The following is a 25,650-nucleotide window of genomic DNA, read 5'->3' on the forward strand; positions in this document are numbered from 1 at the left end:
TAACTAGGAGATTTTTTTATGCTAATTAACATCACTGGACATCATATTGATGTTACTCCTGCACTCAGAGCATTTACCGAAGAAAAATTCGGTAAGCTGGAGCGTCACTTTGATCAAATCAAATCCATTAATGTAGTATTTAATGTAGAAAAACTACGCCAAATTGCTGAAGCAACTGTTCATATAAACAAAGGTGAACTGCATGCAACTTCAGAATCTGAAGATTTATATGCTGCAATTGATGCTTTGATTGACAAACTGGAGCGTCAACTGAGCAAAAATAAAGAAAAAAACCATAAACACCATGATTAAGAAATAGAGGTAGTTTACATTTGCTAGCTTGAGCCAAAATGCCCTAATTAGTGAGTATCGAAACCCATATACTGAGCAGTTGATTTCTCGCAAAATCAAGACATTTTGGCCAAGAGAGTAAAATATAAACAGCCACTAATCTCAGTTGCCTTAAACGCAGCGATTAGAAACCTCTGGTTATTCTAGATTCCACTTTACTGAACACAGCTACACTTATTGCTTAATTCGTGGTACATTGCGGGCACTATGATTAAAACTAAGATTAAAATAATTAATAAGTTGGGCTTACATGCGCGAGCTTCGGCAAAATTTGTTTCTACTGCAGCAAGATTCCAAAGCCAAATTGATGTAACCAGCAATTCACAAACCGTTAATGGAAAAAGCATTATGGGGGTCATGATGCTTGCAGCCAATAAAGGGAGTGAACTCATTATGGAAATAGAGGGCCCTGATGAAGTGCAAATGAATGAGGCCTTGTCTAATCTAATTAATAATTATTTTGGCGAAGGTGAGTAATTAGGATTGAAATAATGATCCTTTCTGAAAATCAATCCTAAAAATGTTCACTGATTTTTTTGTAGTTCATTTGAATTACTTTTACTTTTCAATATTCTTTCGTTGCTTTCTCATTTTATGCAAAGCTAGTAAAGTCATAAGCAATCCAGATAATGCATAAACAGTAAAACTGACAAATAAAACCACTGAAGGATTTGCAGCAATGGCTACAAACAAAATAATCATCACCAGGATGTACAGGAATGGAACTTTTCCCTTAAAATCGATTTCCTTAAAACTGTAATAACGAAAGTTAGAAACCATTAAACCTGAAACAACTGATGATAAAATCGCAGTTAATATGGCAACGAACATATTCTGCCATTCATTTTGAAAGCATAACCAGGCAAAAGAAGCCATTACAGCAGCAGCTGGTGGGCAAGGTAACCCCTGAAAATATCGCTTATCTGCTGTTTCAAGCTGGGTATTAAAGCGCGCTAATCGCAGAGCAACGGCGGCTGTATAAACGAAAGCAACCAGCCAGCCTACCTTTCCTAACTGATTTAAAATTAAATTATATACCAATAATGATGGCGCAACGCCAAATGTGACCATATCGGATAAGCTGTCATATTCAGCACCAAACTCAGTCTGTGTATGAGTTAAGCGCGCAACTCGCCCATCCAAACCATCGGCAATCATACCAATAAAAATAGCGATGATCGAAGCTTCAAATTGCCCTTTCATCGATGCTACAAGGGAATAAAATGCTGCGAACAGACTGGCTGTAGTAAACAGATTAGGTAACAGATAAATTCCAGAATGACTTTCTTTTTCCATTCTTAATAACCTTTTAAAAAATGCCAAATAAAATATGTTGACATAATAGGGATAAAAATTACTTTTGAAAACCAAATTAACACAAATTTATTTCTGTAAAAAATGGATAAATTACAGTACAGCAGCCCGCATATGATGGTATACTTAGCATACTGTATTTATATTGTATAATAAGCTATGGCTACACCTAAAAATAAGACAATTATTATAGAAGGAATAACTGACCAAGGAAAAACTTTTCGACCCAGCGATTGGGCAGAAAGGATGAGTGGTTCGCTAGCAAGCTTTAAGAACAGCCGCATTCATTATTCGCCCCTGTTACGGCCCAGTGTAAATAGTGAGGGATACCAATGCGTTTTGCTTGATCCAAAACTTAAAGAATCAAGTCCCCTGTTGTATCAATCCATTATTGATTTTGCCAAAGCAAATAACTTAAGAATCTGTGGAGAAGAGATTTAGAGGCCGCTAATATCCTTGGCTTGCTGTAATTGCCATAGTCCAACGAACCAAAGAACTTATCGTGTAATTTAGCATGGCGATGGTGTTATCAAAATTCATTGCCAATACTCCTGCAATTATAAATGCCAAACCTTTAGGTCCATGCTGAGTCCCTGGCTGACTCGACTGTGCTACCAATACACTCCCACGAACAAACCATAATACCCCTGCTGTTTGAATCAACAAGCCCATAGAACTGAATATATTTGAGGGGTTATATGATGTATAAGTTAAAATGTTACCTACTCCAAAAGTTGTGTTAGCCATAGCATCTAGGGCAGTAGGTAAATAAAGGAGAATCGCTCCAAATAATAAGTACATCATCGGGGTATACATTTTTTCCTGCGAGGAAGATTGCGCCCTGTGATCTGCAATTTTTCTTAGTTTGGAAATAGCGGTCAAAAAAAATAAAATGCCCAGTATGTACGCACCCCCACTAATTAAATGCTGCACCGGGTATAAAGAACGGCTTAAATTGCCTATAATTGTGATAAGATCTGGTGTATTCATAATATAATTATATGCCGTTAAAACGTGTAATGCATAATTTTTTGCTTATATTAACTTTAGTTCAGAGTTATAATCTCTAGTTTTTACGGTAAAGTTGATATTCGTCATGCAAATAAATACATTCCCCATCACTTTAAAAGAATCATTTATGATCTCTCCTAAAGTAAAACACTTCATTTTTAATTGCGAAGTTGCACCCTATTTTAATTATTTACCTGGACAATTTATTACCATTCACTTTGAACATCAAGGAAAATCGTTAAAACGTAGTTATAGTATAGCCAATGCGCCAAAACAAGATAATCAAATTGAAATTGCAGCCGGTTATTTTGCAAATGGCCCGGGCACCGAATTTCTTTATAATTTAAAACCTGGAGACACTATTCAGAGCAGCGGACCCTATGGTCGCTTAATTATCAAGGAGGATATACCCGCACGATTTATCCTGGTTGCTACCAGCACAGGAGTTACCCCCTATCGAGCAATGCTTCAAGAACTGGGTACACTCATGGAACAACATCCTGCGCTCGAGGTGGTCATTCTGCAAGGAGTACAAAGACGGGAAGAAATTCTCTATGCCAACGAGTTTTATGCGTTTTCTCAAAAATATCCTAGAGCTACATTTAGACCCTATCTAAGCAGGCAGGCAGCACATGAGTTAAATGAAAATGAGTACAATGGGTACGTACAACATGCCTTTCCTACACTAAACCTTGATCCTCAACGTGATGTCATTTATTTATGTGGAAATCCCAGTATGATCGACGAAGCATTTAATTCGTTAAAAGAACAGGGTTTTGCCATGCAACATATTATTCGTGAGAAATATATATCTAGATAATAATCAATCAGGAGCAAACACAATATGAATTATGAAGAACTCTCTAATACCATGGAACAAATACTGCAAGAAGGTAAAGGAATCTTAGCTGCAGATGAAAGCAATTCAACTATAGGAAAGCGTTTTGCTTCAATTGGTATTGAAAATACTGAAGAAAACCGCAGGGATTATAGACTTCTGCTCGCAACTACAACCGATTTGGAACAATATATCAACGGGGTTATTTTATTTGAAGAAACCTTTAGCCAAACTGATGAGCATGGAACCCCTATTCCTAAACTATTTGCTGATAAAGGTATCGTCCCTGGCATCAAAGTTGATAAAGGATTAGTTACTTTAGCCAATACTGAAAAGGAACAAGTTACTCAAGGTTTAGATGGATTATCCGAACGTTTGCAACATTTTAAAAAATTAGGTGCAAAATTCGCTAAATGGCGAAATGTTTATTCAATTTCTGAATTTACCCCCAGTTTAACTGCGGTTAAAACAGGGGCGGAAAATCTGGCTCGTTATGCTGCAGCTTGCCAAGAAGCAGGAATTGTTCCCATCGTTGAACCTGAAGTACTTATGGATGGAGACCACAGCATCGAACATTGTGCAGAAGTATGTGAAATTGTGCTGCATGAGTTATTCCACGCTTTATTTATCCACCAAGTTGAATTAGAACATATTATTTTAAAACCCAGCATGGTGACCTGTGGTAAAGCGCATAGCCCTTTTAGTGAACCTGATGAAATTGCTGACTACACAATCGGTGTATTCCGTAATAATGTACCTGCTGCTGTACCAACAATTAATTTCTTATCTGGTGGACAAACGCCACAACAAGCTACAGCAAATTTAAATGCGATTAATAGCATCGACCATCAACCTTGGTTGCTCAGTTTTTCTTTCGGTAGAGCATTACAAGAAGATTGTTTAGCTGCCTGGGGTGGAAATAAGGCCAATATTGCTAAAGCACAAGAAGCATTATTAAAACGTGCTCGTTTGAATAGCCTGGCCTGTGTAGGTGAATACAACAACAATATGGAATGATCTTTCTTTTGGGGAAGGTTCATTACATTGAACCAATCCCCAAAAAAGTATTAGTTCAGGAGTTTTCTAAAATCAATAAATAGATGCAAGGTAATTTTTGCATGTACTTACTCGTAACTTCATATAGACTCCTTTTGATCATTCACTCAATTTCTCAATACGCTTCCCCTTCGACTAATGGATCTCCTGGGTTCCACATTTAACTCTACATACTCGCCAACGCTCACAACCCCGGTAGATATTCCTTAATGGATAGTCGCTAGAGTGACCATTAAGGTTTGATGTGGTCTAATTGATTTTGACCTCCAATTAAACAAATTATCTCTTAACTGGAGTGTCCAAATCAATTAGACCACATCATTTTCTGCCGTGTCTTTTCAAGCACCAGTTTTCTAGGGCTGAGTAGATTTCAAAGTCGATTTTTGCGAATACTTTTGACGATACTCCTTTGTAGTAGTTAGTCCAGCCCGCTATTTTTTGATTTAACTGACGGATCAATATTTCTATAGGAAGGGCTATTCCTGATTTGATCAAAACAGGCACGGATGTCGCCTTCAAAGACCTATTGTGCTGAGGCGTATAATAATGAACAACCAAACCTTGCTATTGGTTATTTGTATTGGGGACGAAAATAAGAGCCAAGTCCCGAGTCGCCTTTCAAAATTTCTTTTACCTCATTCCAGGTGTTAGGTGCGGTAAATAAATTATAAAACTTATTATCACGATGATAAGTTAAAAAGGTTTTTTGATTTTCCCATTTTCGCATGAAATTAAATAATTGAGTTTTATCATCCTGGTTCCAGTTTTTGGTAAAAAATTTAATAAGATCTATAAATTCAATCTTTAATTCTCCAATTTCCAAAAATTTTTGTTTTTTATCCATCGTTGATAGCTGAACAGCAGTAAATTTTGATACATAATCATCATAAATATGCTTAATGCGTTCAACCGCTTCATGATTATCCGCTCCTTTATACGAATAAAACTCTTCATGCGTTTTACTATAGTCAGGTGCGTTTAATAAAAGTGGAATTGTCTCAGGAAATTTAGTTTCTCTTACCTCAGAGCCTCGCAAGTCTTCACCTTCTAAATATTTTTCTAATAAAAAAGGAAAAATTTTCGATGCAGTTTGAGCGGAGGCCTCTTTATATTCATTCACCTCATCTTCCAATTTGAGCATAATATCCTCAAATAAATGATAAATATCATCAATTTTTTTTAGGAAATCTAACTTCTCTAATTTTTTTTGGTACCAGGCCAGCCTAGGTTCATTCGAGAATTGTTTTATCTCCCGTTTTAGTCCGGTTAAATAGATTAGTTTAAAACAATCAAGATAATTTTGTGGTGCTGGTGAAATCACTTGCAAAGGTTTGATTGGCTTACCCATTAAAACTCGATGAATGTTATAGATTAAACTGGCTCGAATAAAGGGATCTTCCTCAATATCCATCACTGTTATGTCCCTTAAATCCAGGTTTGGAATTGAAAGAAGCGCCGAAACGCCAGGAGCTCTCAATTCTTTCATACTAATATTATGGTGGGCTCCCACAAGTGCGAAATATTTTTCGCGGCTTTGCGAAATAATTTCAGCAGCGGTTAAATTCATTGCCAAGGCACGCTTTTTCGAAAATTTAGTTTCATTTTTTTTGGCATAACCAGTAATACCATCATAAGCCTCAGTGGTATCGATGGGGGTAATGTGTATACCAAGCATTTGCGCCATGACAACAATACCTAAACTGGAATAGGGGTTAGTCCTATAGCTATATAAAAAATCATCGGAATTTTTTCCCACTATAATACGATTGCTGATATCCTGACGAATTAATTCGGCTAATAATGCTTTGGGTAATAAGCCTGTTTGGAAAAATTTTTCGTATAAAGCCGTTTGAGTATCATAAAATCCTAACTCAACAAATAACTGTTTGATTCCAGAGGCTGCAAAGCTAGGCATAGAAGTTACTAAAAATTTTTTATGTAAAACTTTAGAATGAGTCTCGCCAATACAGACACCTTGATGTTCCGATATTCCTTTTAGCAAATGTGCTTTTGCAGAGGAAGCCGAGTTACCGCTAATTTCAGTAATTTTATTATCAGAAATACTGTCAAAATCCAAATTTTGTAAATCATGCTTTGCTTCGCGAATTTTATTTCTTCGCTTGACTGAGACGGGTTCTTCGCATCGCTCAAAAACAATTCCCGCTTTTTCCTGGATAAATTTTTTTTCAAACACAGTTTCTTCATCTAGTGAAATGGGTTCACCTGCTTTTTTAAAATCTAATATCAGCGGTAGAAATTCAGAAATAAAAGCACTAATTTCATTTAAATTATGTCGAAAATAAATTGCATTGTGTTTGAAAACAATCGATTTTTCAAAATTATTTAAAAATCCAGCTTGTTGTAAATGAATGACTAAGGCATCAAAAATGCTCGAAGAAGGTTCAGAACCCGGTTTAATCACATAAAGATACCCGTTATTTTTTTCTGTGCGAGCTTTCAAATTATTTCTCATTTATCATGCCTTGTATAATTATAATTCATTGCATGAGATTTCGAATACTTACTCTTGTTATCCTTGTTTTGCTTTAAGCTTGGTTATTATGTATAATTTTATACCTAGCATGGTGCGTGTCTTATGGGGTAGTTGATATGCCGGATTTTTCTTCTTCCATCACAGAAATTGCCAATTACATTGGCCAAAAGGTTTATTTAAAAAGCTTTCCTGAGAGCAAGGAGATTGATTCTACACCGAAAAGATTAAATCGTGATGTGGTGATGGAAAAAGTCCGCGTCGCGTCTTGCACGGTTTTGATAACGCCAATCGTTCTGCCGCGTTAATTCCCTATATTGTGGCGCTATTACGCCGTAATAAGGCGCAATTGTCGTCTGAACTGCAAAAGCAATTGGATGACAGGACTTACGAAAAACCCCAATCTCTTCGTTAAAAAATGTTTTTACTTCGGTCATTTAGTATATCTAAACTCCCTCATTAAAAACATTTTTTGCCTCGACCTTGGAGTTTTTCGTAAGTCCTTTTAGTGAGAGAGTTCTCACATTGGTCCGCTAGTTGAAGTTCCCGTTCTTATTTTAGTGGGGATACCAGGGAGTATCATAGAATAGAACGCTTATAATTTTTCCAAGACTCATTTTGAAGCAAATTTAGAGTGGCTATTTACTGATCTTAATTTATTAATGTTTTACTTTTGTTTTGCTGGATTGCCACTGTTTTGGTTTCTATGATTACATACCTAAAATCTACCGCCCATTACGTTATTTAACTGCATTTTATTTTATAGGTTTACTTTTGGTGAAATTATTATCTTGTTTTATTTACTTGTTTGTAGCGGGCTTCGAGACTGGCTTTTAGGTTTTGATTCGTTACTGGAAGATAAAAAATCTAAAACTACCTTTATTATTTAAATCGCTATGCCATTCTTTTCATTTTTTCTCTTATTATTATTTTTCGTACTCCCCTAAACAAGGAACTATTGTAGTGTTTGCAACATCTTTAAACTAAAGAGTTAGAACAAGTTAAGGGAAGCAAAAATTGAACTTTTTAATTGATCATATGCCACTGCTGCACGCTCTCTACGCTTTTTGTGGTAATTAAACTACAAGGGCTTAATCAATTCAAAACGCGCATAAAGTGGCAAATGATCAGAAAGCATTCGCCAAGGCTTGCCATGTAAGCAAGCTACTTCTTGAACTTTCATACCCCGAAAATAGACGCGATCAACGCAAAGCGCTGGTTTGATTGCAGGAAAGGAGCGTGCATGCTGGCCTTCCACTGAAACAAAAGCCTCTTCTATATTTAAGTCTTCAGCCAAAGGCTTAGAAATTATTGTACGCCAATCATTGAAATCCCCAGCCATCAGCAGAGGTTCATCTTGTGGAACGACATCCTTTATGCGTTGCATTAAAGCATTACATTGCACCATACGCTCTGCTTTAAAAAGACCCAAGTGCACACATAACAAATGAATAGTGAGATTATCCAGTTTCAGCTGTGCGTGTAATATTCCTCTCGAGGCTCTGCGTATGTTTGCAAGATTAACATTTTCAAATCGCTCAAAAGCATATTTACTTAAAATTGCATTCCCATGATGTCCTGACTCATATACGGCATTTTTTGCATAAACATAATGGGGCCATATATTTTCCGCAATATACTCAAATTGAGGTGAATCAGGCCAAGCATTAATTCGCTTTTGCCGTTTTATGTGTTCACCTTGAACTTCTTGTAAAAAAACAAAATCAGGTTGTAAGCTAGAAATGGCATCTCGCATTTTAGGAAGTAAAAAGCGTACAGCACCCACACCAAAACCTTTATGAATATTGTAAGTAATTAATGAAACGCTATGTGTTTCTTGTTGCATAGTTTACTCTGTTCAAGTTCATGGATTAAGCATAACACTAAATGCATAAAATAAATTGTACTGCATAGTCTTTAGTCACACACTTTAGTTAAAAGTTATAAATAGCAAGCGAATGTAATAAGTAAAACGACGCAGTAAAAAATTCTTATTCATTCTATAATCAATTATAGCCCTCCTATTTGCGGTAGAGATATAATGATTACTACTACTAATAGTAAAATAATAAATAAAATGAATACATTAAATCTTACCATTCCGGGTTTTTCTATAGCCTGCAAGACGTGGGGGAACCCCGATAAGCCGACTATTCTAGCACTACATGGGTGGTTGGATAATGCAAACAGTTTTGCTCCCCTTGCCCCATATTTAGAGAAGGATTTTCATTTTATAGCCGTTGATTTACCTGGGCATGGTTTCTCCTCGCATCTTCCTGAAGGATGCCACTATCATTTTTTTGATGGTATTTTTGTGGTTATTGAACTAATCAATGCACTAAAACTTGATAAACTCCATCTATTAGGACATTCAATGGGCGCTTGTCTAGCAAGCTTGGTTGGAGGTGTACTCCCCGAACGATTCCTTTCTCTAAGCCTGATTGAGGGTTTAGGACCATTTTCTCATCCTGCAGAAACTGCATGCCAGCAATTAAGAGATTATGTCTCTTTTCTTGCTCAAAAAAGCAAAAAATCAAAAGGATATGACAGTATAAATAGCGCCGCTCTTGCACGCGCCTTTAAAGGATATGTTTCTTTAGACATTGCAAAAATTCTTTGTGAACGAAGCTTAATAGAAAAACAAGGTAAATTTTATTGGCGGCATGATCAACGATTGTTAGTACGCTCACCTTTACGTATGACAGAACCCCAAATACTTTCTTGCTTACAAGAAATTACTGCAAAAACTTATTTAGTATTATCCAGCAGAGGATTTTCTTTTGATACTGAAATCATTGAGAATCGAATTAAAGCGGTAAAAAATCTTACACTTAAAAAAATAGATGGTGGACATCATATTCACATGGAGCAGCCAGAAGTTGTAAGCAAACTTCTGGCTGATTTTATTATCCACGCAGATTAATTACAACCATCCATATTAGTGGTGATTTTAACTTCATTTAATGACTTTTTAACGTCACAAATAGCAGTTGTAGGATATCTCTCATGGTTCGGGTCACCGGCTACCAGATCAGATATTGCACTTACTATACCTTCGCCGCCTTCATCAAAGCTTGAATAAGGTGTCCAGTAGTCCATATTGGCTTTAACCATAACATCAAAAGCTAATCGGGTATTCCAACTAGGTTGATTGGCGAGTATGTAGAATAAATGGTTGTATACTCCACTGGAGTAATGAACATCCAGACCACCATAATACTCATCAGCAGTATCAATAGACTCACCATCACGGCTTGGTTGATCCATATAACGTAATGCATCCCAGCCACTGTCTTCTTTCATGATCTCGCCGCCGATTTGCCAGGTGCTCTTATTTACTGAATAATACTCTGCTGCTTGAGCTGCCATGTCAGAAAACGCCTCATTCATACCACCTGATTGGCCATAATATTCAAGGTTAGAGTGTTGTTCTGTAAAACCATGACTGATTTCATGTGCACCTACTCCCAAAGAAACCAACGGATACATCATGGTATCACCATCACCAAAGGTCATTTGCTGGCCATCCCAATATGCATTCTCATAGCCTTCACCATAGTGAACTCGCATAACTAATTGCATGGGAGAACCATCAGAATTACTCAGTGCATTCGTGTTATACCATTCTTTATACATATGATTAATTACGTGACCTGCATACAATGCATCATTTGTTGGAGAAGCGGCTCCATTTTGTTTGTCATAACCATCTCCTCTATAACCAGTGAGGTAAATATTAGAGTCATTGGTTGGACAATTGAATTTCATTGCTTTGCGCTTTGAACTGTATCGGTGATCCATGTCGATGACTTTGACATCGGTATTCTCCATAAAGCACGATTCAGTACCCGCATCTCGAGTTACATCGAGATAAGGTAAGTCGACACCATATTGATAGAAACCTGTTTTATTATTTCCACCAAAACCTGCTCCATTAACCGATCTCTTGCCCGTTTTTATATCATTCCATTGGACAAACGGTTTGTTAGTTTCTGCGTCAATAATTGCAGTTGGGCGCTCTGGAATTTTATCTTTATGAACAACAAGAACACTCACTTTATAAGCCCAATGTGCTTTGTGCTGAGCATCAATATAAACCATGGGAGTGACTTTTTCATCACTTACATCTTTACCTGCATAGTTGGCTTTAAATTGTTGTAACGCTGAACCCGCGTTTTTCACAAAAGAAGCATCGGGTTGTCCTAATTCGGATTGCAGGCCTTTATAAATAACACCATTCATTGCCACATTTGACTGTGCTTTGGTTAATGATTGTGCTGTGTACATGCTATGCATAATTGCATAACCGCCATAAACAGGAAATCCTACATATTGTTGTTGCATACGAACATGAGTTACTTTATTACTGTCAGTATGTTCGCTTATAAAGCGTAAACTGTCTTTAGCAACTGCGACACCTTGTGTCGTCAAAGCAAATTTTTGCTTTACTTGCTCAAGAGATGCCTTCTGTAAAGGCATAGGTTCTGCGGCTCTCGCAGAAGATGTTATTCCTAAAGCCAATGCAACAGCCAAGGGAGATAAATAGTAATTATGATGCATGGAAACCCACTCCTTCTTTGCAACTTAATCTAAATTGAAAGCAACTCTTCTCCTGCCAAACCAATTAATCCTTAAAATCAAGTTACAAATAACCTGATTGGTTTCAACAGTGAGTCACACCTGTGAACACAACCAATAACTCTAAAAACCTATCCAAGCTAGCATAATTTTAGAATTTTTGAAATTATTATTTGATGATTAACAACATACCCTAGAAAAAATCGATGTGATGAAAAAAAAAATCTTTCTATTCCAAATATTTTATAGAATGGCGTGATTTTCATAAAAGATGAATTCATTTTATCGACTTATTGTTTTCTGACAAAATCATGCAATCAAAGAAAATTGACCTTATATCTTGGCAGAAGCAAAAACTGCATACTTTACTGTTCTAAGTAAGCAAATTTTTACCAGATATAATGAACCACAAAAGAATATAAAAAAAGTAGAGATCATGTAGATATCTTCGGAGATATATAGACAATTTCAGGAAGATAAGGCAAAATCTGCAAAAAATTGCTCGATACTAACTAAAACATGAAAAAAATTCTGGTTTTGCATGGACCAAATTTGAACCTCTTGGGAACTCGAGAACCTTCAATTTATGGAGCTACAACATTAGATCATATCAATTCTCGTCTAATCAAAGAAGCAACAAAAGCAGGATTTGCATTAAACTGCTATCAAAGCAATTCTGAAGCAGATTTAATTCAAGTAATTCACCAAGCCAGTATCGACAAAATAAATTATATAATTTTTAATCCCGCAGGATTTACACATACCAGCGTGGCTTTAAGGGATGCCTTATGTGCTGTTGCAATCCCATTTATTGAAGTACATATCAGTAACATTTATTCCCGCGAACCTTTTCGCCACCATTCCTACTTCTCAGATATTGCAAAAGGTACTATCAGTGGTTTGGGTGCGCAAGGATATTCATTAGCATTAACATCAATTATTGAAAGAGAATCAAATAATGGACATTCGTAAAATCAGAAAATTAATTGAATTGCTGGAAGAAACTGGCATTTCTGAAATTGAAATTAAAGAAGGTGAAGAATCGCTGAGACTAAGCCGTCATAGCAGCGTACCAGCAGTAGAACCTCCTCAGGTTCGCTATGTTTCTTCTCCTACACCACACCAGGAGCCACATCCTGCTGTGAATAGTATTCCTGCTCCTGCAATACCTTCACACCATGAAAGTAAACCCGTACCTACGGTCTCAGGCCACAAAGTTCGTTCTCCTATGGTGGGTACAATGTACACTTCACCATCGCCAGAAAGTCCTCCTTTTGTAAGCCTTGGCCAAACAGTCAAAGCAGGTGATGTTTTGTGTATTGTTGAAGCAATGAAAATGTTTAATGAAATTGAAGCGGATCGCGCCGGTAAAATCGTAGAAATACTTGTCGCTAATGGTGAACCTGTTGAATACGATCAGGTCCTGTTTGTCATAGAATAGAGGATGCATCCATGCTCAGTAAAATTGTTATTGCCAACAGAGGTGAAATCGCTCTTCGCATTTTGCGTGCATGTAAAGAGCTTGGCATTCAGACTGTAGCCGTACATTCAGATGTAGATAAAGATTTATTGCATGTTCGTCTCGCAGATGAAACTGTATGCATAGGCCCTGCTCCAGCACAAAAAAGTTACCTCAACATTCCTGCGATTATTTCTGCTGCTGAAATTACTGATGCTGTAGCAATTCATCCTGGTTATGGGTTTCTTTCTGAAAATGCTGATTTCGCAGAAGTAGTAGAACAGAGTGGATTTCGTTTTATTGGTCCTCGAGGTGAGACCATTCGCCTCATGGGGGATAAGGTGTCTGCTATCAATGCGATGAAAGCAGCCGGAGTTCCTTGTGTTCCTGGATCAGACGGTCCATTATCTGATGATGATCAGCTAAATCTGGAAATCGCTCGAAAAATTGGTTATCCAGTTATCATTAAAGCTGCAGGAGGTGGCGGCGGACGAGGTATGCGTGTTGTGCATACTGAAGCAAATCTGCTTAATGCCATAGCACTTACCCGTAGTGAAGCCAAAGCTGCATTTAATAACCCCATTGTGTACATGGAAAAATTCCTCGAAAATCCACGCCATATTGAATTCCAAGTGCTTGGAGATGGTAAAGGTAAAGCCATTCATCTTGGTGAGCGTGATTGTTCGATGCAAAGACGACATCAAAAAGTAGTAGAGGAAGCACCGGCTCCCGGAATTAGTGTTGAACTGAGAAATAAAATTGGTGCCTCTGTAGTCAAAGCGTGCCAAGAGCTGCAATATCGTGGTGCAGGAACTTTTGAATTCCTATATCAAGATGGATGTTTTTATTTTATTGAAATGAATACTCGAATCCAGGTTGAACATCCTGTGACTGAAATGATTACTGGAATTGATTTGATTAAAGAGCAAATCAAAATTGCCAGTGATATACCGATGACACTGACCCAGGAAGACATAAAACTGCATGGTCATGCAATTGAATGCCGAATTAATGCTGAAGATGCAAAGACCTTTATGCCTTCGCCAGGAACAATAAAATTATTACATCAACCCGGTGGCCCTGGTATTCGCTTTGATTCTCATATTTATAGTAGCTATACCGTTCCGCCAAATTACGATTCCATGATAGGCAAGCTGATTAGTTATGGAGAAACTCGTGCTGAAGCCATTGCAAGAATGCGAAACGCGCTCGATGAAATCATTATTGACGGTATAAAAACCAATATTGAATTACATCAGCGTATTTTCCATGACCAATCTTTTATTGCAGGTGGTACTAATATTCACTATCTGGAAAAAATGCTGAAGGATTAATGCTGTGTGGTTTCAATTAAAAATAGAACATTGTCCAAGCCAAGAAATAGAACTGCTTAGCGAGGAGTTAGAAGAATTCGGTGCGCTGTCCATTATGCTCACCGATAAAAATGACAATCCTGTTCTTGAGCCTGAACCAGGAACAACACCATTATGGCCTGAAGTTGTTATTCAGGCTTTATTTTCAGAAGTGTTCCAGGCACAACATACTCGTGATCACTTAATGCAAGCGTATCCTAAATTAACATGCACTTTAGAAGTTCTGGAAGATAAGGATTGGGAAAGAGCTTGGATGGATGATTTCAAACCACAACGCTTTGGCAAACGGCTCTGGATCTGCCCTACTTGGTCAACTCCACCTGAACCCGATGCGGTTAACCTAATGTTAGACCCAGGTTTGGCATTTGGTACTGGAACCCATCCTACGACTGCTTTATGTTTAACCTGGCTGGAACAAGCTGATTTACAAAATAAATCAGTGATTGATTACGGTTGTGGCTCAGGTATTCTTTCTTTGGCTGCATTAAAGTTAGGGGCAGCAAAAGTACATGCAGTAGATATCGATCAACAAGCTCTGCAAGCGACTCAAAATAATGCATTGGCAAACAAACTTGATGAACACAAATTATTAGTTAGCATGCCCGAGGTAGTACACGAGCCTGTAGATTTGATTATTGCAAACATTTTGTTGGCTCCATTAATTACCCTGAAAGAACGCTTTCAACAATTGCTAACCCCTAAAGGGATGCTTATTGTATCAGGAATATTGGAAGAACAAGCGTTTAAGCTCATTGAAACATATGCGCCAATGTTTACTGCGATTCATCAGGAAAACCTTAATGGATGGTCATTATTGGCCTTTACCCATAAAACAGATTAAATTGTCATTGTTTTTATTGGTAGTGCAAAAACATTAACCTGAGATGATACTCTGAATGTTCCGGATTCCGCGGCGCCTCACCCAGATTACACTTAGTTAAGGAAATTATAATGGTTCAAGAATATGCATTCTCTGCCTTTAAACCCCAAAGAGCCCTGCTTAGTGTTTCCGATAAACGAGGTATAGTGGACTTGGGCAAAGTACTTCATCAAATGGGCGTGGAGCTTGTCGCAACGGGAAATACTGCAGCATTACTCAAAGAACATAAATTGCCAGTCATCGATGTTAGTGAATGTACGGGCTTTCCCGAAATGCTCGATGGCCGAGTAAAAACTTTGCATCCTGCCATTCATGCAGGTTTACTCGCACGTGGGAAAAAAGATGAAAAAACGCTCAAAGAACACTCCATCAAACCCATCGATTTACTGGTAATTAATCTATATCCATTTGAACAAACTATTAGTCGACCTGACTGTAATTTCAATGAGGCTATAGAAAATATTGATATCGGCGGACCCGCCATGATTCGCTCAGCAGCTAAAAATCATGCAAACACTTTTGTAGTAGTAAACCCAGAAGATTATGCCGAACTCATTCACTACTTAAAAAGCCAAAAAGTTCCTTCAGATTGGGGATTCACCCTAGCCAAAAAAGCTTTTGCTCATACTGCCGCTTATGATGCAGCAATTACAAATTATCTGACCACTTTAGATGCACAGTACACTCCCTGTGGTTTCCCAGAAGTACTAACATGCCAATTTAATAAAATAACCGACCTACGCTATGGAGAAAATCCCCACCAGCAAGCTGCTTTTTATGTTGATAAAAAAGTTTCATCCGGCTCATTAGGTTCTGCTCAATTGATTCAAGGCAAGCAGTTATCCTATAACAACATTCTAGATGCTGATGCGGCGTTGGATTGCGCTAAATCATTTTCTTGCGAAAAACCCGTTTGTGTTATTATCAAGCATGCAAACCCTTGTGGTATTGCTATAAGTGATTCTCCTCTTAATGCTTATCTTAAGGCTTTTCAATGTGATCCAACATCGGCCTACGGTGGTATCATTGCTTTTAACCAAAAATTGGATGGTATTACCGCAAAAACCATTCTTGACAACCAGTTTGTAGAAGTCATTCTAGCTCCTGAGATCAGTGATGAGGCAAAAAAAATTCTTGCCAGTAAAGAAAATATTCGTGTCTTATCAACTGGAGCCTGGAAACAAAATGATGCATTTCGTTTGAACATGAAAAAAGTTGATGGGGGCTTGCTGGTACAAGAACATGACTCTCTTTCACTAGGAAGTTATGAATTTAAAGTCATGACCCAGGACAAACCATCTGAACAGCAAATGAATGATTTAATGTTTGCCTGGCTTGCAGTAAAACATGTGAAATCCAATGCAATTGTTTATGCTAAAGATGCAGCAACAATTGGTATCGGAGGTGGTCAAACCAGCCGCGTTATGAGTGCTCGTATTGGCCTTTGGCAAGCAGCACAAATGGGATTTGCTCCCCGCGGTTCAGTCATGGCTTCTGACGCATTTATTCCTTTTCCGGATACAGTAGAGATTGCTGCAGAAGCCGGAATTTCTGCTATTATTCAACCAGGCGGTTCAATCAGAGATGCACAAATTATCGCTTGCGCTGAAGAACATGGAATAATTATGGTATTCACCGGAATCCGCCACTTCAAACATTGATGTGTAGTAACAAAATGCATGTGCAGGATGGGTGTAGCGCAGCAAAACCCAAGGTTTTAATGGATAAGGTTCTCTGGGTTCCGCTTTGCTTCATCCAGGTTACAGAGTGTTGTCATTAAGCCATATCATTAGCTTCCCAAGAATAAGTCGCGGAACGTTGGCAAGAGAACGAGTTCTTAACTTAAAAGCAATGGAGTTACAAAGGTGCTTTATGGGAGAAAACAGACTGTGAATACTCTTGTAATTACAGGAATTAGTCGAGGGATAGGACTAGAAACAGCCAAAATTTTTTTAATGAATGGATGGCTCGTTATTGGAACTTCAACACATGGTGATACCCCTCTAAAACACAAGAATCTAACAATTCATCCGCTTAATTTGATGAATTCAGAACAAATTAATCATTTTGCTGACCAATTACCAAAATTTGATGTATTAATTAATAATGCAGCCATCCTCCTAGAAGATTGGGGTGAAGTAAAAATTAACATGTGTCAGTTAAAAGAAACATTTTCTGTTAATGTCTTCGGAACTATTGAATTAACTGAACAATGCATTCCAAAGTTAAATCCTGATGCCCAAATAATTAACATCTCTTCAGGATGGGGGACTTTTAGTTCAAATGATTCTGCATCAGTGCCTCATTACAAAATGTCAAAATCCTGCGTCAACATGTATACTCTACTCTTAGCCAAGAGACTACCTGGAGTTACTGTCTCAAGTTTTGACCCCGGTTGGGTAAGGACGGATATGGGAAAAAATAACGCCCCAAAACTGCCTTTGGATACGGCATGCGAACTCTTTGAATTGGTTAACAAGAAAAAAGAAAGCGGTTATTTTTGGTATGAAGGAAGAACGAGAGATTGGTAAATAATAAATTTTCCAGGCACACAACTCTTGATCCATAACGATAAACAAACCAAAATAGTACATAAAATTATTTGTCCACAGGAGTTAGGATGACCCATGACAAAGAGCTTGGTGAGTTACTACAGGCTATAGCAGCTAAAAGTCTGCAAATAATTTCTGATATAAAAGAAACTCCTTTACAAGTTCCTGCAATAATCAATCAGTATATTGAGCTAACGGAACATTTCCAAAATGTAATGAGTATCCTTCTGCAGAATCCTGAAAAAATTTGGGAAATGCAACTCGCATACTGGAAAGACGCATTTAATTTAGCACAAACCCAACTACAATATTGGTTAAATGGGACTCCCATGCCCATCAATGATCCACGCTTTCATGAAGAAGACTGGATAAACAATCCTTTTTTTAATATGTTAACTCAGCATTACCTTTTAGCCAGTCAACATATGAATACTTTATTTCAACGGATAGAATACCCTGATAAAAATACCGCGAAGCGTCTCCAATTTTTTACCAAGCAATATTTAGATGCACTATCCCCAGCTAATTTTCTTCATACTAATCCTCAGATCATGGATGAAACATTGAAAAGTCATGGCAAAAATTTATTGCATGGGCTTCATAATTTACTTTCTGATCTAGAAGTTGGCTCCCCGCGTCTCATGATTAAAATGACAGATACTGAGGCATTCCAGCTCGGTAAAAACCTTGCCATTACTCCGGGAAAGGTAGTCTTTCGTAACAGCCTAATGGAGCTGATTCAATATACACCTCAAACCACTAAAGTAAAGTCTATTCCTCTTCTTATTATCCCCCCCTGGATAAACAAATATTATATTCTCGATTTAAGTCCACATAATTCGCTTGTTGGGTGGTTAGTCAAACAAGGAATTACTGTTTTTATCATTTCTTGGGTTAATCCAGGTTCAAATTTCTCTCATAAAAGTTTATACGACTATTTAAATGAAGGACCTTTAACCGCGATTAGTATGATTCAAAAGCAACTCGGTATAAAGCAGGTTAATACTATGGGCTTTTGTATTGGGGGAACACTTCTATCCATGTTACTTGCTTATAATAAAGCACGACAAGACAACTCCATTCGCAGTGCAACCTTTTTGGCGTCTATGATTGATTTTAGTGATCCAGGTGATATTGCTGTTTTTATTGATGAACAACAAATCGCAAAACTGGAAGATGAAATGAAGTCTAAAGGTTATCTTGCCGGAAAATTCATGGCCTCAAGTTTTAACTCACTCCGGGCAAATGACTTAATTTGGTCTTTCTTTATTAAAAATTATCTGCGCGGTAAAAACCCGGTTCCTTTTGACATATTGTATTGGAACTCAGATTCCACCAACATGCCAGCAACAATGCATTCCCAATATTTAAGATGGATGTATTTGCATAATGATCTGATAAAACCAGGTAAAATCCATCTCAATCATACCCCAATTGACATCAGTGCCATTGATATACCAACCTTTTTCCTCTCTACCGAAAAAGATCATATCGCTCCATGGAAAACTACTTATTTGGGCTTTCAACTTATGAATGGCCCCAAACGTTTTGTACTTGGTGGGTCTGGACATATAGCAGGAATTATCAATTCACCTGAAATGAAAAAATACGGCTATAAGGTCAATAATCATTCCCCTGCCCATGCAGAACAATGGCTTGAGCAAGCCACAGAGCATCCAGGCTCTTGGTGGCCAGAATGGTTAAAATGGTTAAAAAATCATTCAGGGAAACTCATACCCGCTCCTGATTTTAACCAATTGCCATTAAAATCAGTGATGGACGCTCCAGGTAGTTATGTTCTGAAAAAAGAGAAGGCAGAGTGAAGCGAAGTGAAATCCAGGCTCCTCTTCTAAATTTTCGCCCAACACTATATTTCATATTCATTAGCCCATTTGCTTGCAAATGGGGTGAATGTAGCTTGGGCGCTGCCTAGACTACTTTATCAAATAAGAACTCAAATTTAACATCCACCAGTGTTCACTACCACAGTTGGAGGAGTTGTAGCACTGGTTGCTTGAGTATATACCACCGTGCAATTCGTTTTGAGTGTGTAAGTTGTTGCAGTACCTGTCGTAGACACAGCAAAAGCGCTTGATACATTCATTGCATTCACAATACCCGCAGCGGATGGATAACCATAAACCAATCCAACAGTAGCACCTTCCATAGTGATTGAGCCGGTAGCCCCAGTTTGTCCTGTAGCTAAGGCGGCGCCATGAGCAGTGACATTAGCTGAGTTTAACGCTCCAGCTAAACCATTCAGATCTGCAATATTTGCTTGTGAGCTGAAATCATAAAATTTGGGAATTGCATAAGCAGCTAAAATTCCTAATATGACCATCACCACAACTAACTCAATTAAAGTAAAGCCTTTTTGCTTATTCATTTCAAGTATCCTTAATAATTTGTTAGTCCATTTTTAACTATGTCTGAAGTAATTTGTTACCAGCTACCAGCTCCCCAAATGTTCTTAGTCATGGCACCACTGCAACAAATCTATCTTAAAAGTAACAACTCCTATTCTTACAGTATAGCTCAAGAATCAGCTGAATATTGAGAAGAGTGCTCTACACAGAAGCTCCCTCTATGGAAGCCTGAGTCAAATCTAAAAAACGTATAAATAGACTTATAGGAATAGCAATTAAAATGACTAAAATCAGACTATGGAGCCACGATAGACAGTAGAATTTTTTCATATCTATCATTGTTGTTTCACCAAAGAAGCTAAGTTCCATGTCGGTAAAAATACTCCCAATGCAAGAATCAATACCATGCCACCAATGATTACCAATAAAATAGGCTCAATAGTGTCACTTATACGAACAATGTCATAATTGATTTCACGTTGGTAATACTCTGCCACCTCGTCAAGTAGATGATCAATGGTACCACTCTCCTCCCCAAGTACGATCATCTGAATAATTAGAGGAGGGAAAAGATTGGTTTTATCTATAGCTGATGAAATTGTATTTCCTTTAGCTATTAAATCAGTAACTCCTTGTATTCGTAAAGACATATAAGCATTATTAGTTGATGCCCCTACCATTTGAATACCATCGACAGCAGTGATACCCGCACGTAATACCAGAGAAAGAAGTCTGGCGAATCGCGTAAGTAATATACGATGGATAAGCCATCCGATAACCGGAATTTTAAGCTGGAATTTTCCCCACTGAACTGCTCCTTTAGGCGAATGGATATAAGATCTGATAGCCCATATAGCAAACACTACGATGCCAATTAAAATATACCAATAATGGATAATAAAATTGGAAGTGGTTAAGAGTATGCGCGTTGGCAATGGTAAAATACCATGCATATTTGCATAGAGTTTAGCGAAGGCAGGGATAACAAAAACATTAATGATGAGCAATGCTATAATAATTGCTCCAATTACCATTAGGGGATATCGTAAAGCAGATTTGATTTTTTTTGTAATATCCACTTCCATCTCAAGATATTCGGCAAGATGGAGAAAAATCTTATCCAGATTACCCGTATTTTCTCCAATAACAATTAAATTTAGAAAGAAATCAGAGAAAATGTTTGGGAATTGCCTCATGGCCATATTCAGTGAACTGCCTTTATTTAAGGAGATAACTACTTTTTGCAGCGCCTCGGCTAAGGTTTTATTGCGCGTAGTCTCGGCAAGCCGTGTTATTCCAGAAGCAATAGGAATCCCAGCATGAATTAGTGAATACATCTGGTGACAAAATATATGCAAATCATTTAAAGTGACTTTAGGGTCAAACCAACTTTTCTTGGTGCTCGAAACACTAGATGTACTTGATTTTTTTCCAGTACTTACAGAGATATCTAGCGGTATGAGGCCCTCACTGATCAGTTGATTGGCAAGATCTTCGGCACTTATCGCATTTCGTTGCCCACTCAGTGCTTTACCCTGTTGATCACGGGCATTGAAGTAATATTCTGGCATACCTTGTAGTCCCTTATCAAAATAATACTATACTCGTAACGTGAACCATTGAAGCTTGAAAAAAGATCTGGCCTGAATCTAAACGCTTGTACTATGTTGGATCTGCTTTAATGAGCGTCCAGACTCCACGTTTTTAACATTGTAAACTGCAATCGTACAATTTACCGCCTCATAAACTCTTCATCTAATTGTCCGACTACACGTATTGCTTCAGAAACTGAAGTGGTACCTCGCGTCACTAAATCAAGTACTGATTCAGATAACGGACGATAAGTTTCACAAGCCAATGCTGCTTTGACAAAGCTGTTTGAGTCATTATGTCTTAAAGCCATTAACATGTCTTTATTTAACTCCAAAAGTTCATAGACACCTGTTCGACCTAAAAATCCACGATAATTACAAGCAGAACATCCTTTAGCATTTTTAAATGGGAGAGTTAAATCAACCTTCATTGATTCAAGCCAAACGGATTCATGTGGTTCAAGTTGCTCAATGATGGAGCAATTATCACACAAATTACGAACCAATCGTTGGCCTATAATTCCTTTAACAGCTGTTGCAACCATATAACCTTCTGCACCCATGTCAATTAAACGCATGGCTGAAGTCATAGCATCATTAGTGTGTAATGTAGCTAATACCAAATGTCCTGTAATCGCAGCTCGCATAGCTATTTGTGCTGTTTCCGCATCACGAATTTCTCCAACCATAATGACATCAGGGTCTTGACGAAGCATAGCACGAAGAACTCGAGCAAAAGTAAGATCTATTTTGGGGTTCACTTGGACTTGGTTAACTCGCTCAATCCTATACTCAATAGGATCTTCGACAGTTAATATTTTACGTTCTGGAGAATTAATGCGCTGCAGTACACTGTATAATGTAGTGGTTTTACCGCTTCCTGTGGGACCAGTAACAAGAAGCATTCCATAGGGTTTGGAATAAATATTCTCCAAGCGTTTCACCATTGTAGGATCGATGCCTAACTGACTTAAGTCCGTAATCTGGGTTGATTGATCTAATAAACGCATGACAACAGATTCACCATTCGCTGTAGGGAGTGTTGAGACACGAACATCAAATGATTTTCCTTTAATTTTAAAATTAAAACGTCCGTCTTGTGGAATACGTTTTTCAGCAATATCTAAGTGAGCACGAAGTTTTAAACGTTGGACCAAAGCACCTAGGATACGTTTTTCATCTAAAATATTTTCATTTAATATTCCATCTACTCGAAAGCGAATTCGTAGCGATTTTTCACCAGGTTCAATATGAATGTCAGAAGCACGTGCTTGGACAGCATCGCGAAATAAAGAATTTAACAGTTTAACGACAGGAGCTTGCTCTTCGCTTTCTAGTGCTTCATCGAATAAATCATCTTGTTGCTCTTTAAATTCTTCTAAAATTTCATGTGAAAGCTCTTGAGCAAAGTTAGTGATCTCTTGTGTATGTCGATAAACTCTATCGAACACTTTCAGGAGCGCCAATTCGCTAACTACGGCCATTCTAATTGGACGTTTTAAGATTTTTGAGATTGCATCAAAGGCATTAATATCTTGAGGATCAGACATTCCTACTATTAAAACACCATCCTCTTCTTTTATGATAAGAGCTCGATAACGACGAGCATAAATTTCAGGTAGAAGATGAGTCAAACTTTTATCTATTTCATAATGATTTAAATCGATATAAGATATCTTTAGCTGATTGGCAATAAAGTTTAAAACCTCTTCTTCAGAAATTACTCCCATATCAACTAATATATGCCCTAATTTACCTCCAGACTTTCTTTGTAACTCAATGGCTTTATCCAAGCTTTCTTGAGAAATTAACTTCTCCTTAAACAATAATTCGCCAAGTCGAATCCGTTTCATAATTATCCCTGTAAGACTTTCAATCGATTTTCGGCATAATCGCGTACTGTTGGCTCACTTTCCGGGTTTTGACTCGCACGAAGATATGCTTCAATAGCTTGATTCATTTTATTATTATGTTCTAACGCAATCGCATAACCTAACCAATAACGACCATCATTAGGATCAATTTGTATCAAAGATCGATAAATACTACCTGATTCAAGAATCCGGCCTTCAGATTGCAGCGCTGCCGCCAAAGTGCCATAAAAATCAGGATAAGACGTCATAGAGGGTCGGTATTTTGATAAAAGGTTAATGGCCTCCATGGCTTTTCCTTGATCAAGAAATAATCTTGCTTTGATAGTAATAAGGGCCGTATCAGCAGGAGTGTATCGAAGCCCTTCATTCACGATTTCAGCTGCGTGAGCAAAATCCCCATAGGTCAAATAAAGTGAAGCTAAATTTTCTCGAACATCAGATGCATTAGGCACCCTAGTCAGGATTTCTCGCAATAGGGTTATCGCTTCTTGATCAAACCCTTTGTCTATGGCTTCAAGCGCTTTATTTAACTGGGCATCATGCCATTCCTCAAGAGTTTGAGGCGTATATACTTTATTTACTACAGCTGCAGATGGCTCACTTTGATTATCTACCCAATTGCTCAGTGCATCTGTTGCGACAGGTAATTGAATAGCAACTCGCTGTGATGCAACAGACGCCAATGGCTCAATATAACTTACACGTTTGACTGGTTCTGAAACAGTGGTAACAGCAGCTTGGACTATAGGTTCCAACTTGATTGTTGCATCAAAGCTATTAATTTCTGCCTCAGGAACACTTTGTGTTGCTTGAACGTTCATTTTTGCTGAATGCTTATGAAGCAAAAAAAGGAACAAAGTTAATGTGACCAATGCAAGACCTAATAAAATTTTCTTACTTGCTCCTTTATTTCGAAGAGGTACCGGCATAAATAAAGGTGTGGCTTGCTTTGTGTGCTTTTGCTTCGCAAGATCATGTAACATTTCATTAAGCAAACTCATAGATATAGTCCATAGGTCCAATACATCATTAAAATAACGCTAAGCCCTAGTACTCCGATTCCAGAGTAGATTAATAATGAATAAATCCATTCTAAGCGTGTAGAACTTAATGTATCAATTATGGCCCGCCGTACCGCGTGACCATCCACTTGATTCTTGCCTTGCCCATAAGCGACTAAAAGTGACTTATGGCACAGAATATTTAACAATCTTGGTAAGCCCTGGCTTGCACGATATAAGAGTTTTTGCGCTTTTTGAGTAAAAACAGAGCCATAAGTATACCCAGCTCGTGCCATCCTATGATTCAAATATTTATCCAGTTCATGACGCGCTAAAGGTTGTAGATGATAAGAAAAAGTAATACGTTGTTTTAATTGTCGCAAGCCCGATTGCTCAAGTTTAGTATTTAATTCGGGTTGGCCAAAAAGAACTACTTGTAGTAATTTATGTTCTTCAGTTTCCAAATTAGTCAAAAGTCGAACCGCTTCCAAACATTCGTCAGATAAAAACTGAGCCTCATCAATAATCAGTACTGTTTTTTTGCCGGCTCGGTGCAATTCTAATAAACATCGATTAATTGCCTCCAGCAATTGATATTGTGTCCAACCTTCGTCAGGTTGCATGCCTAACTCATGGGCAAGAGAAAGTCGTAAGCCTTCCGCGGTTTGATCCGGATTAGGAATATAGGCAGTGACGTATTCTTCAGATAAGTAGTTAAGTAATAATCTGCACAACAAAGTTTTTCCTGTCCCTACCTCGCCGATAATTTTAATAAAGCCCTCACCTTGAGCCAAACTAAGCAGCAGTACATTCAACGCTTCTTTGTGGGTTGGGAGTTCACAAAAAAACTCCGTATTAGGCGTGAGCGTAAATGGTGCTTTATGCAATTTAAAATGTTCTAAATACATTGCCTC

General features: G+C 37.8%; 25 protein-coding genes. 14 read left to right on the forward strand and 11 right to left on the reverse strand.

The features are described from left to right. The first annotated feature begins 18 nt into the window (after positions 1-18). On the forward strand, positions 19-312 hold the full coding sequence (gene hpf / locus ELY20_RS13000; RefSeq protein WP_110142936.1) for a ribosome hibernation promoting factor: 294 nt from the start codon (positions 19-21) through the stop codon (positions 310-312). A 246-nt stretch (positions 313-558) separates the two neighbouring features. Further along, complete coding sequence (locus ELY20_RS13005; RefSeq protein WP_110142935.1) at positions 559-828, forward strand: HPr family phosphocarrier protein; 270 nt, start codon at positions 559-561, stop codon at positions 826-828. Between the two features lie 81 nt (positions 829-909). Here the strand turns inward: ELY20_RS13005 and pssA are convergent, their stop codons facing one another. Further along, a complete protein-coding gene (gene pssA, locus ELY20_RS13010) occupies positions 910-1,647 on the reverse strand; it encodes a CDP-diacylglycerol--serine O-phosphatidyltransferase (RefSeq protein ID WP_110142934.1) in 738 nt (245 codons plus the stop codon). A gap of 177 nt (positions 1,648-1,824) precedes the next feature. Between pssA and ELY20_RS13015 the strand changes: the two genes are divergently transcribed. Then, positions 1,825-2,106: a DUF3579 domain-containing protein gene (locus tag ELY20_RS13015; RefSeq protein ID WP_110142933.1), complete on the forward strand. Its 282-nt coding sequence runs from the start codon at positions 1,825-1,827 to the stop codon at positions 2,104-2,106. A 6-nt stretch (positions 2,107-2,112) separates the two neighbouring features. Here the strand turns inward: ELY20_RS13015 and ELY20_RS13020 are convergent, their stop codons facing one another. Further along, positions 2,113-2,655, reverse strand: a complete 543-nt coding sequence (locus ELY20_RS13020) for a type IV secretion protein IcmC (RefSeq protein ID WP_110142932.1) — start codon at positions 2,653-2,655, stop codon at positions 2,113-2,115. Positions 2,656-2,761: 106 nt separating this feature from the next. Here ELY20_RS13020 and ELY20_RS13025 point away from each other — a divergent pair, with 106 nt between their 5' ends. After that, a complete protein-coding gene (locus ELY20_RS13025) occupies positions 2,762-3,496 on the forward strand; it encodes a ferredoxin--NADP reductase (RefSeq protein WP_110142931.1) in 735 nt (244 codons plus the stop codon). Positions 3,497-3,520: 24 nt separating this feature from the next. Beyond that, positions 3,521-4,531: a class I fructose-bisphosphate aldolase gene (locus ELY20_RS13030; RefSeq protein WP_110142930.1), complete on the forward strand. Its 1,011-nt coding sequence runs from the start codon at positions 3,521-3,523 to the stop codon at positions 4,529-4,531. A gap of 357 nt (positions 4,532-4,888) precedes the next feature. Here ELY20_RS13030 and ELY20_RS17200 read toward each other — a convergent pair whose 3' ends face one another. Beyond that, positions 4,889-5,074, reverse strand: a complete 186-nt coding sequence (locus ELY20_RS17200; protein ID WP_158618885.1) for a group II intron maturase-specific domain-containing protein — start codon at positions 5,072-5,074, stop codon at positions 4,889-4,891. A gap of 67 nt (positions 5,075-5,141) precedes the next feature. After that, entirely contained in the window at positions 5,142-7,043 is a 1,902-nt protein-coding gene (locus ELY20_RS13040; RefSeq protein WP_110142928.1) for a membrane-targeted effector domain-containing toxin, read from the reverse strand. 137 nt (positions 7,044-7,180) lie between these two features. Here ELY20_RS13040 and ELY20_RS13045 point away from each other — a divergent pair, with 137 nt between their 5' ends. Then, on the forward strand, positions 7,181-7,369 hold the full coding sequence (locus ELY20_RS13045; protein ID WP_110142927.1) for a hypothetical protein: 189 nt from the start codon (positions 7,181-7,183) through the stop codon (positions 7,367-7,369). Between the two features lie 773 nt (positions 7,370-8,142). Here ELY20_RS13045 and ELY20_RS13050 read toward each other — a convergent pair. Beyond that, positions 8,143-8,907: an endonuclease/exonuclease/phosphatase family protein gene (locus tag ELY20_RS13050; RefSeq protein WP_110142926.1), complete on the reverse strand. Its 765-nt coding sequence runs from the start codon at positions 8,905-8,907 to the stop codon at positions 8,143-8,145. A 231-nt stretch (positions 8,908-9,138) separates the two neighbouring features. Between ELY20_RS13050 and ELY20_RS13055 the strand changes: the two genes are divergently transcribed. Further along, on the forward strand, positions 9,139-9,984 hold the full coding sequence (locus ELY20_RS13055) for an alpha/beta fold hydrolase (protein WP_110142969.1): 846 nt from the start codon (positions 9,139-9,141) through the stop codon (positions 9,982-9,984). On the opposite strand, the gene proA is transcribed toward ELY20_RS13055, so the two are convergent. Next, on the reverse strand, positions 9,981-11,621 hold the full coding sequence (proA, locus tag ELY20_RS13060; RefSeq protein ID WP_110142925.1) for a zinc metalloprotease ProA: 1,641 nt from the start codon (positions 11,619-11,621) through the stop codon (positions 9,981-9,983). The genes ELY20_RS13055 and proA overlap by 4 nt on opposite strands. Positions 11,622-12,158: 537 nt before the next feature. Between proA and aroQ the strand changes: the two genes are divergently transcribed. The 7 genes from aroQ (at position 12,159) to ELY20_RS13095 (ending at position 19,726) form a co-directional block, all read left to right on the forward strand. Next, a complete protein-coding gene (gene aroQ / locus ELY20_RS13065) occupies positions 12,159-12,611 on the forward strand; it encodes a type II 3-dehydroquinate dehydratase (RefSeq protein WP_110142924.1) in 453 nt (150 codons plus the stop codon). Further along, complete coding sequence (gene accB / locus ELY20_RS13070; protein WP_110142923.1) at positions 12,598-13,080, forward strand: acetyl-CoA carboxylase biotin carboxyl carrier protein; 483 nt, start codon at positions 12,598-12,600, stop codon at positions 13,078-13,080. The genes aroQ and accB overlap by 14 nt, the downstream gene beginning before the upstream one ends. An 11-nt stretch (positions 13,081-13,091) precedes the next feature. Continuing rightward, the gene (gene accC / locus ELY20_RS13075) at positions 13,092-14,432 is read left to right on the forward strand and encodes an acetyl-CoA carboxylase biotin carboxylase subunit (protein ID WP_110142922.1); all 1,341 of its coding nucleotides are present in this window, start codon (positions 13,092-13,094) and stop codon (positions 14,430-14,432) included. A gap of 4 nt (positions 14,433-14,436) precedes the next feature. Beyond that, entirely contained in the window at positions 14,437-15,312 is an 876-nt protein-coding gene (gene prmA / locus ELY20_RS13080) for a 50S ribosomal protein L11 methyltransferase (RefSeq protein ID WP_110142921.1), read from the forward strand. Between the two features lie 110 nt (positions 15,313-15,422). Next, entirely contained in the window at positions 15,423-17,012 is a 1,590-nt protein-coding gene (gene purH, locus ELY20_RS13085) for a bifunctional phosphoribosylaminoimidazolecarboxamide formyltransferase/IMP cyclohydrolase (protein ID WP_110142920.1), read from the forward strand. A 228-nt stretch (positions 17,013-17,240) separates the two neighbouring features. After that, positions 17,241-17,882 (forward strand): SDR family NAD(P)-dependent oxidoreductase, encoded by a 642-nt coding sequence (locus tag ELY20_RS13090; RefSeq protein WP_110142968.1) that lies wholly within the window; start codon positions 17,241-17,243, stop codon positions 17,880-17,882. 89 nt (positions 17,883-17,971) lie between these two features. Next, complete coding sequence (locus tag ELY20_RS13095; protein ID WP_110142919.1) at positions 17,972-19,726, forward strand: PHA/PHB synthase family protein; 1,755 nt, start codon at positions 17,972-17,974, stop codon at positions 19,724-19,726. 137 nt (positions 19,727-19,863) lie between these two features. Here the strand turns inward: ELY20_RS13095 and ELY20_RS13100 are convergent, their stop codons facing one another. The 5 genes from ELY20_RS13100 to ELY20_RS13120 all read right to left on the reverse strand — a co-directional run bounded on the left by ELY20_RS13100 (position 19,864) and on the right by ELY20_RS13120 (position 25,644). Then, entirely contained in the window at positions 19,864-20,289 is a 426-nt protein-coding gene (locus tag ELY20_RS13100) for a type II secretion system protein (RefSeq protein ID WP_110142918.1), read from the reverse strand. Between the two features lie 315 nt (positions 20,290-20,604). Continuing rightward, positions 20,605-21,840 (reverse strand): type II secretion system F family protein, encoded by a 1,236-nt coding sequence (locus tag ELY20_RS13105; protein WP_110142917.1) that lies wholly within the window; start codon positions 21,838-21,840, stop codon positions 20,605-20,607. Between the two features lie 161 nt (positions 21,841-22,001). Next, on the reverse strand, positions 22,002-23,714 hold the full coding sequence (locus ELY20_RS13110; protein WP_110142916.1) for a GspE/PulE family protein: 1,713 nt from the start codon (positions 23,712-23,714) through the stop codon (positions 22,002-22,004). Positions 23,715-23,716: 2 nt separating this feature from the next. Next, positions 23,717-24,736 (reverse strand): tetratricopeptide repeat protein, encoded by a 1,020-nt coding sequence (locus ELY20_RS13115; protein WP_110142915.1) that lies wholly within the window; start codon positions 24,734-24,736, stop codon positions 23,717-23,719. After that, positions 24,733-25,644, reverse strand: coding sequence for an ExeA family protein (locus ELY20_RS13120; protein WP_126955639.1), 912 nt, complete (start codon positions 25,642-25,644; stop codon positions 24,733-24,735). Before ELY20_RS13120 ends, ELY20_RS13115 begins: the two co-directional genes overlap by 4 nt. Positions 25,645-25,650: the final 6 nt, after the last annotated feature.

This window comes from Legionella qingyii (assembly GCF_003990155.1).
GTDB lineage: Bacteria > Pseudomonadota > Gammaproteobacteria > Legionellales > Legionellaceae > Legionella > Legionella qingyii.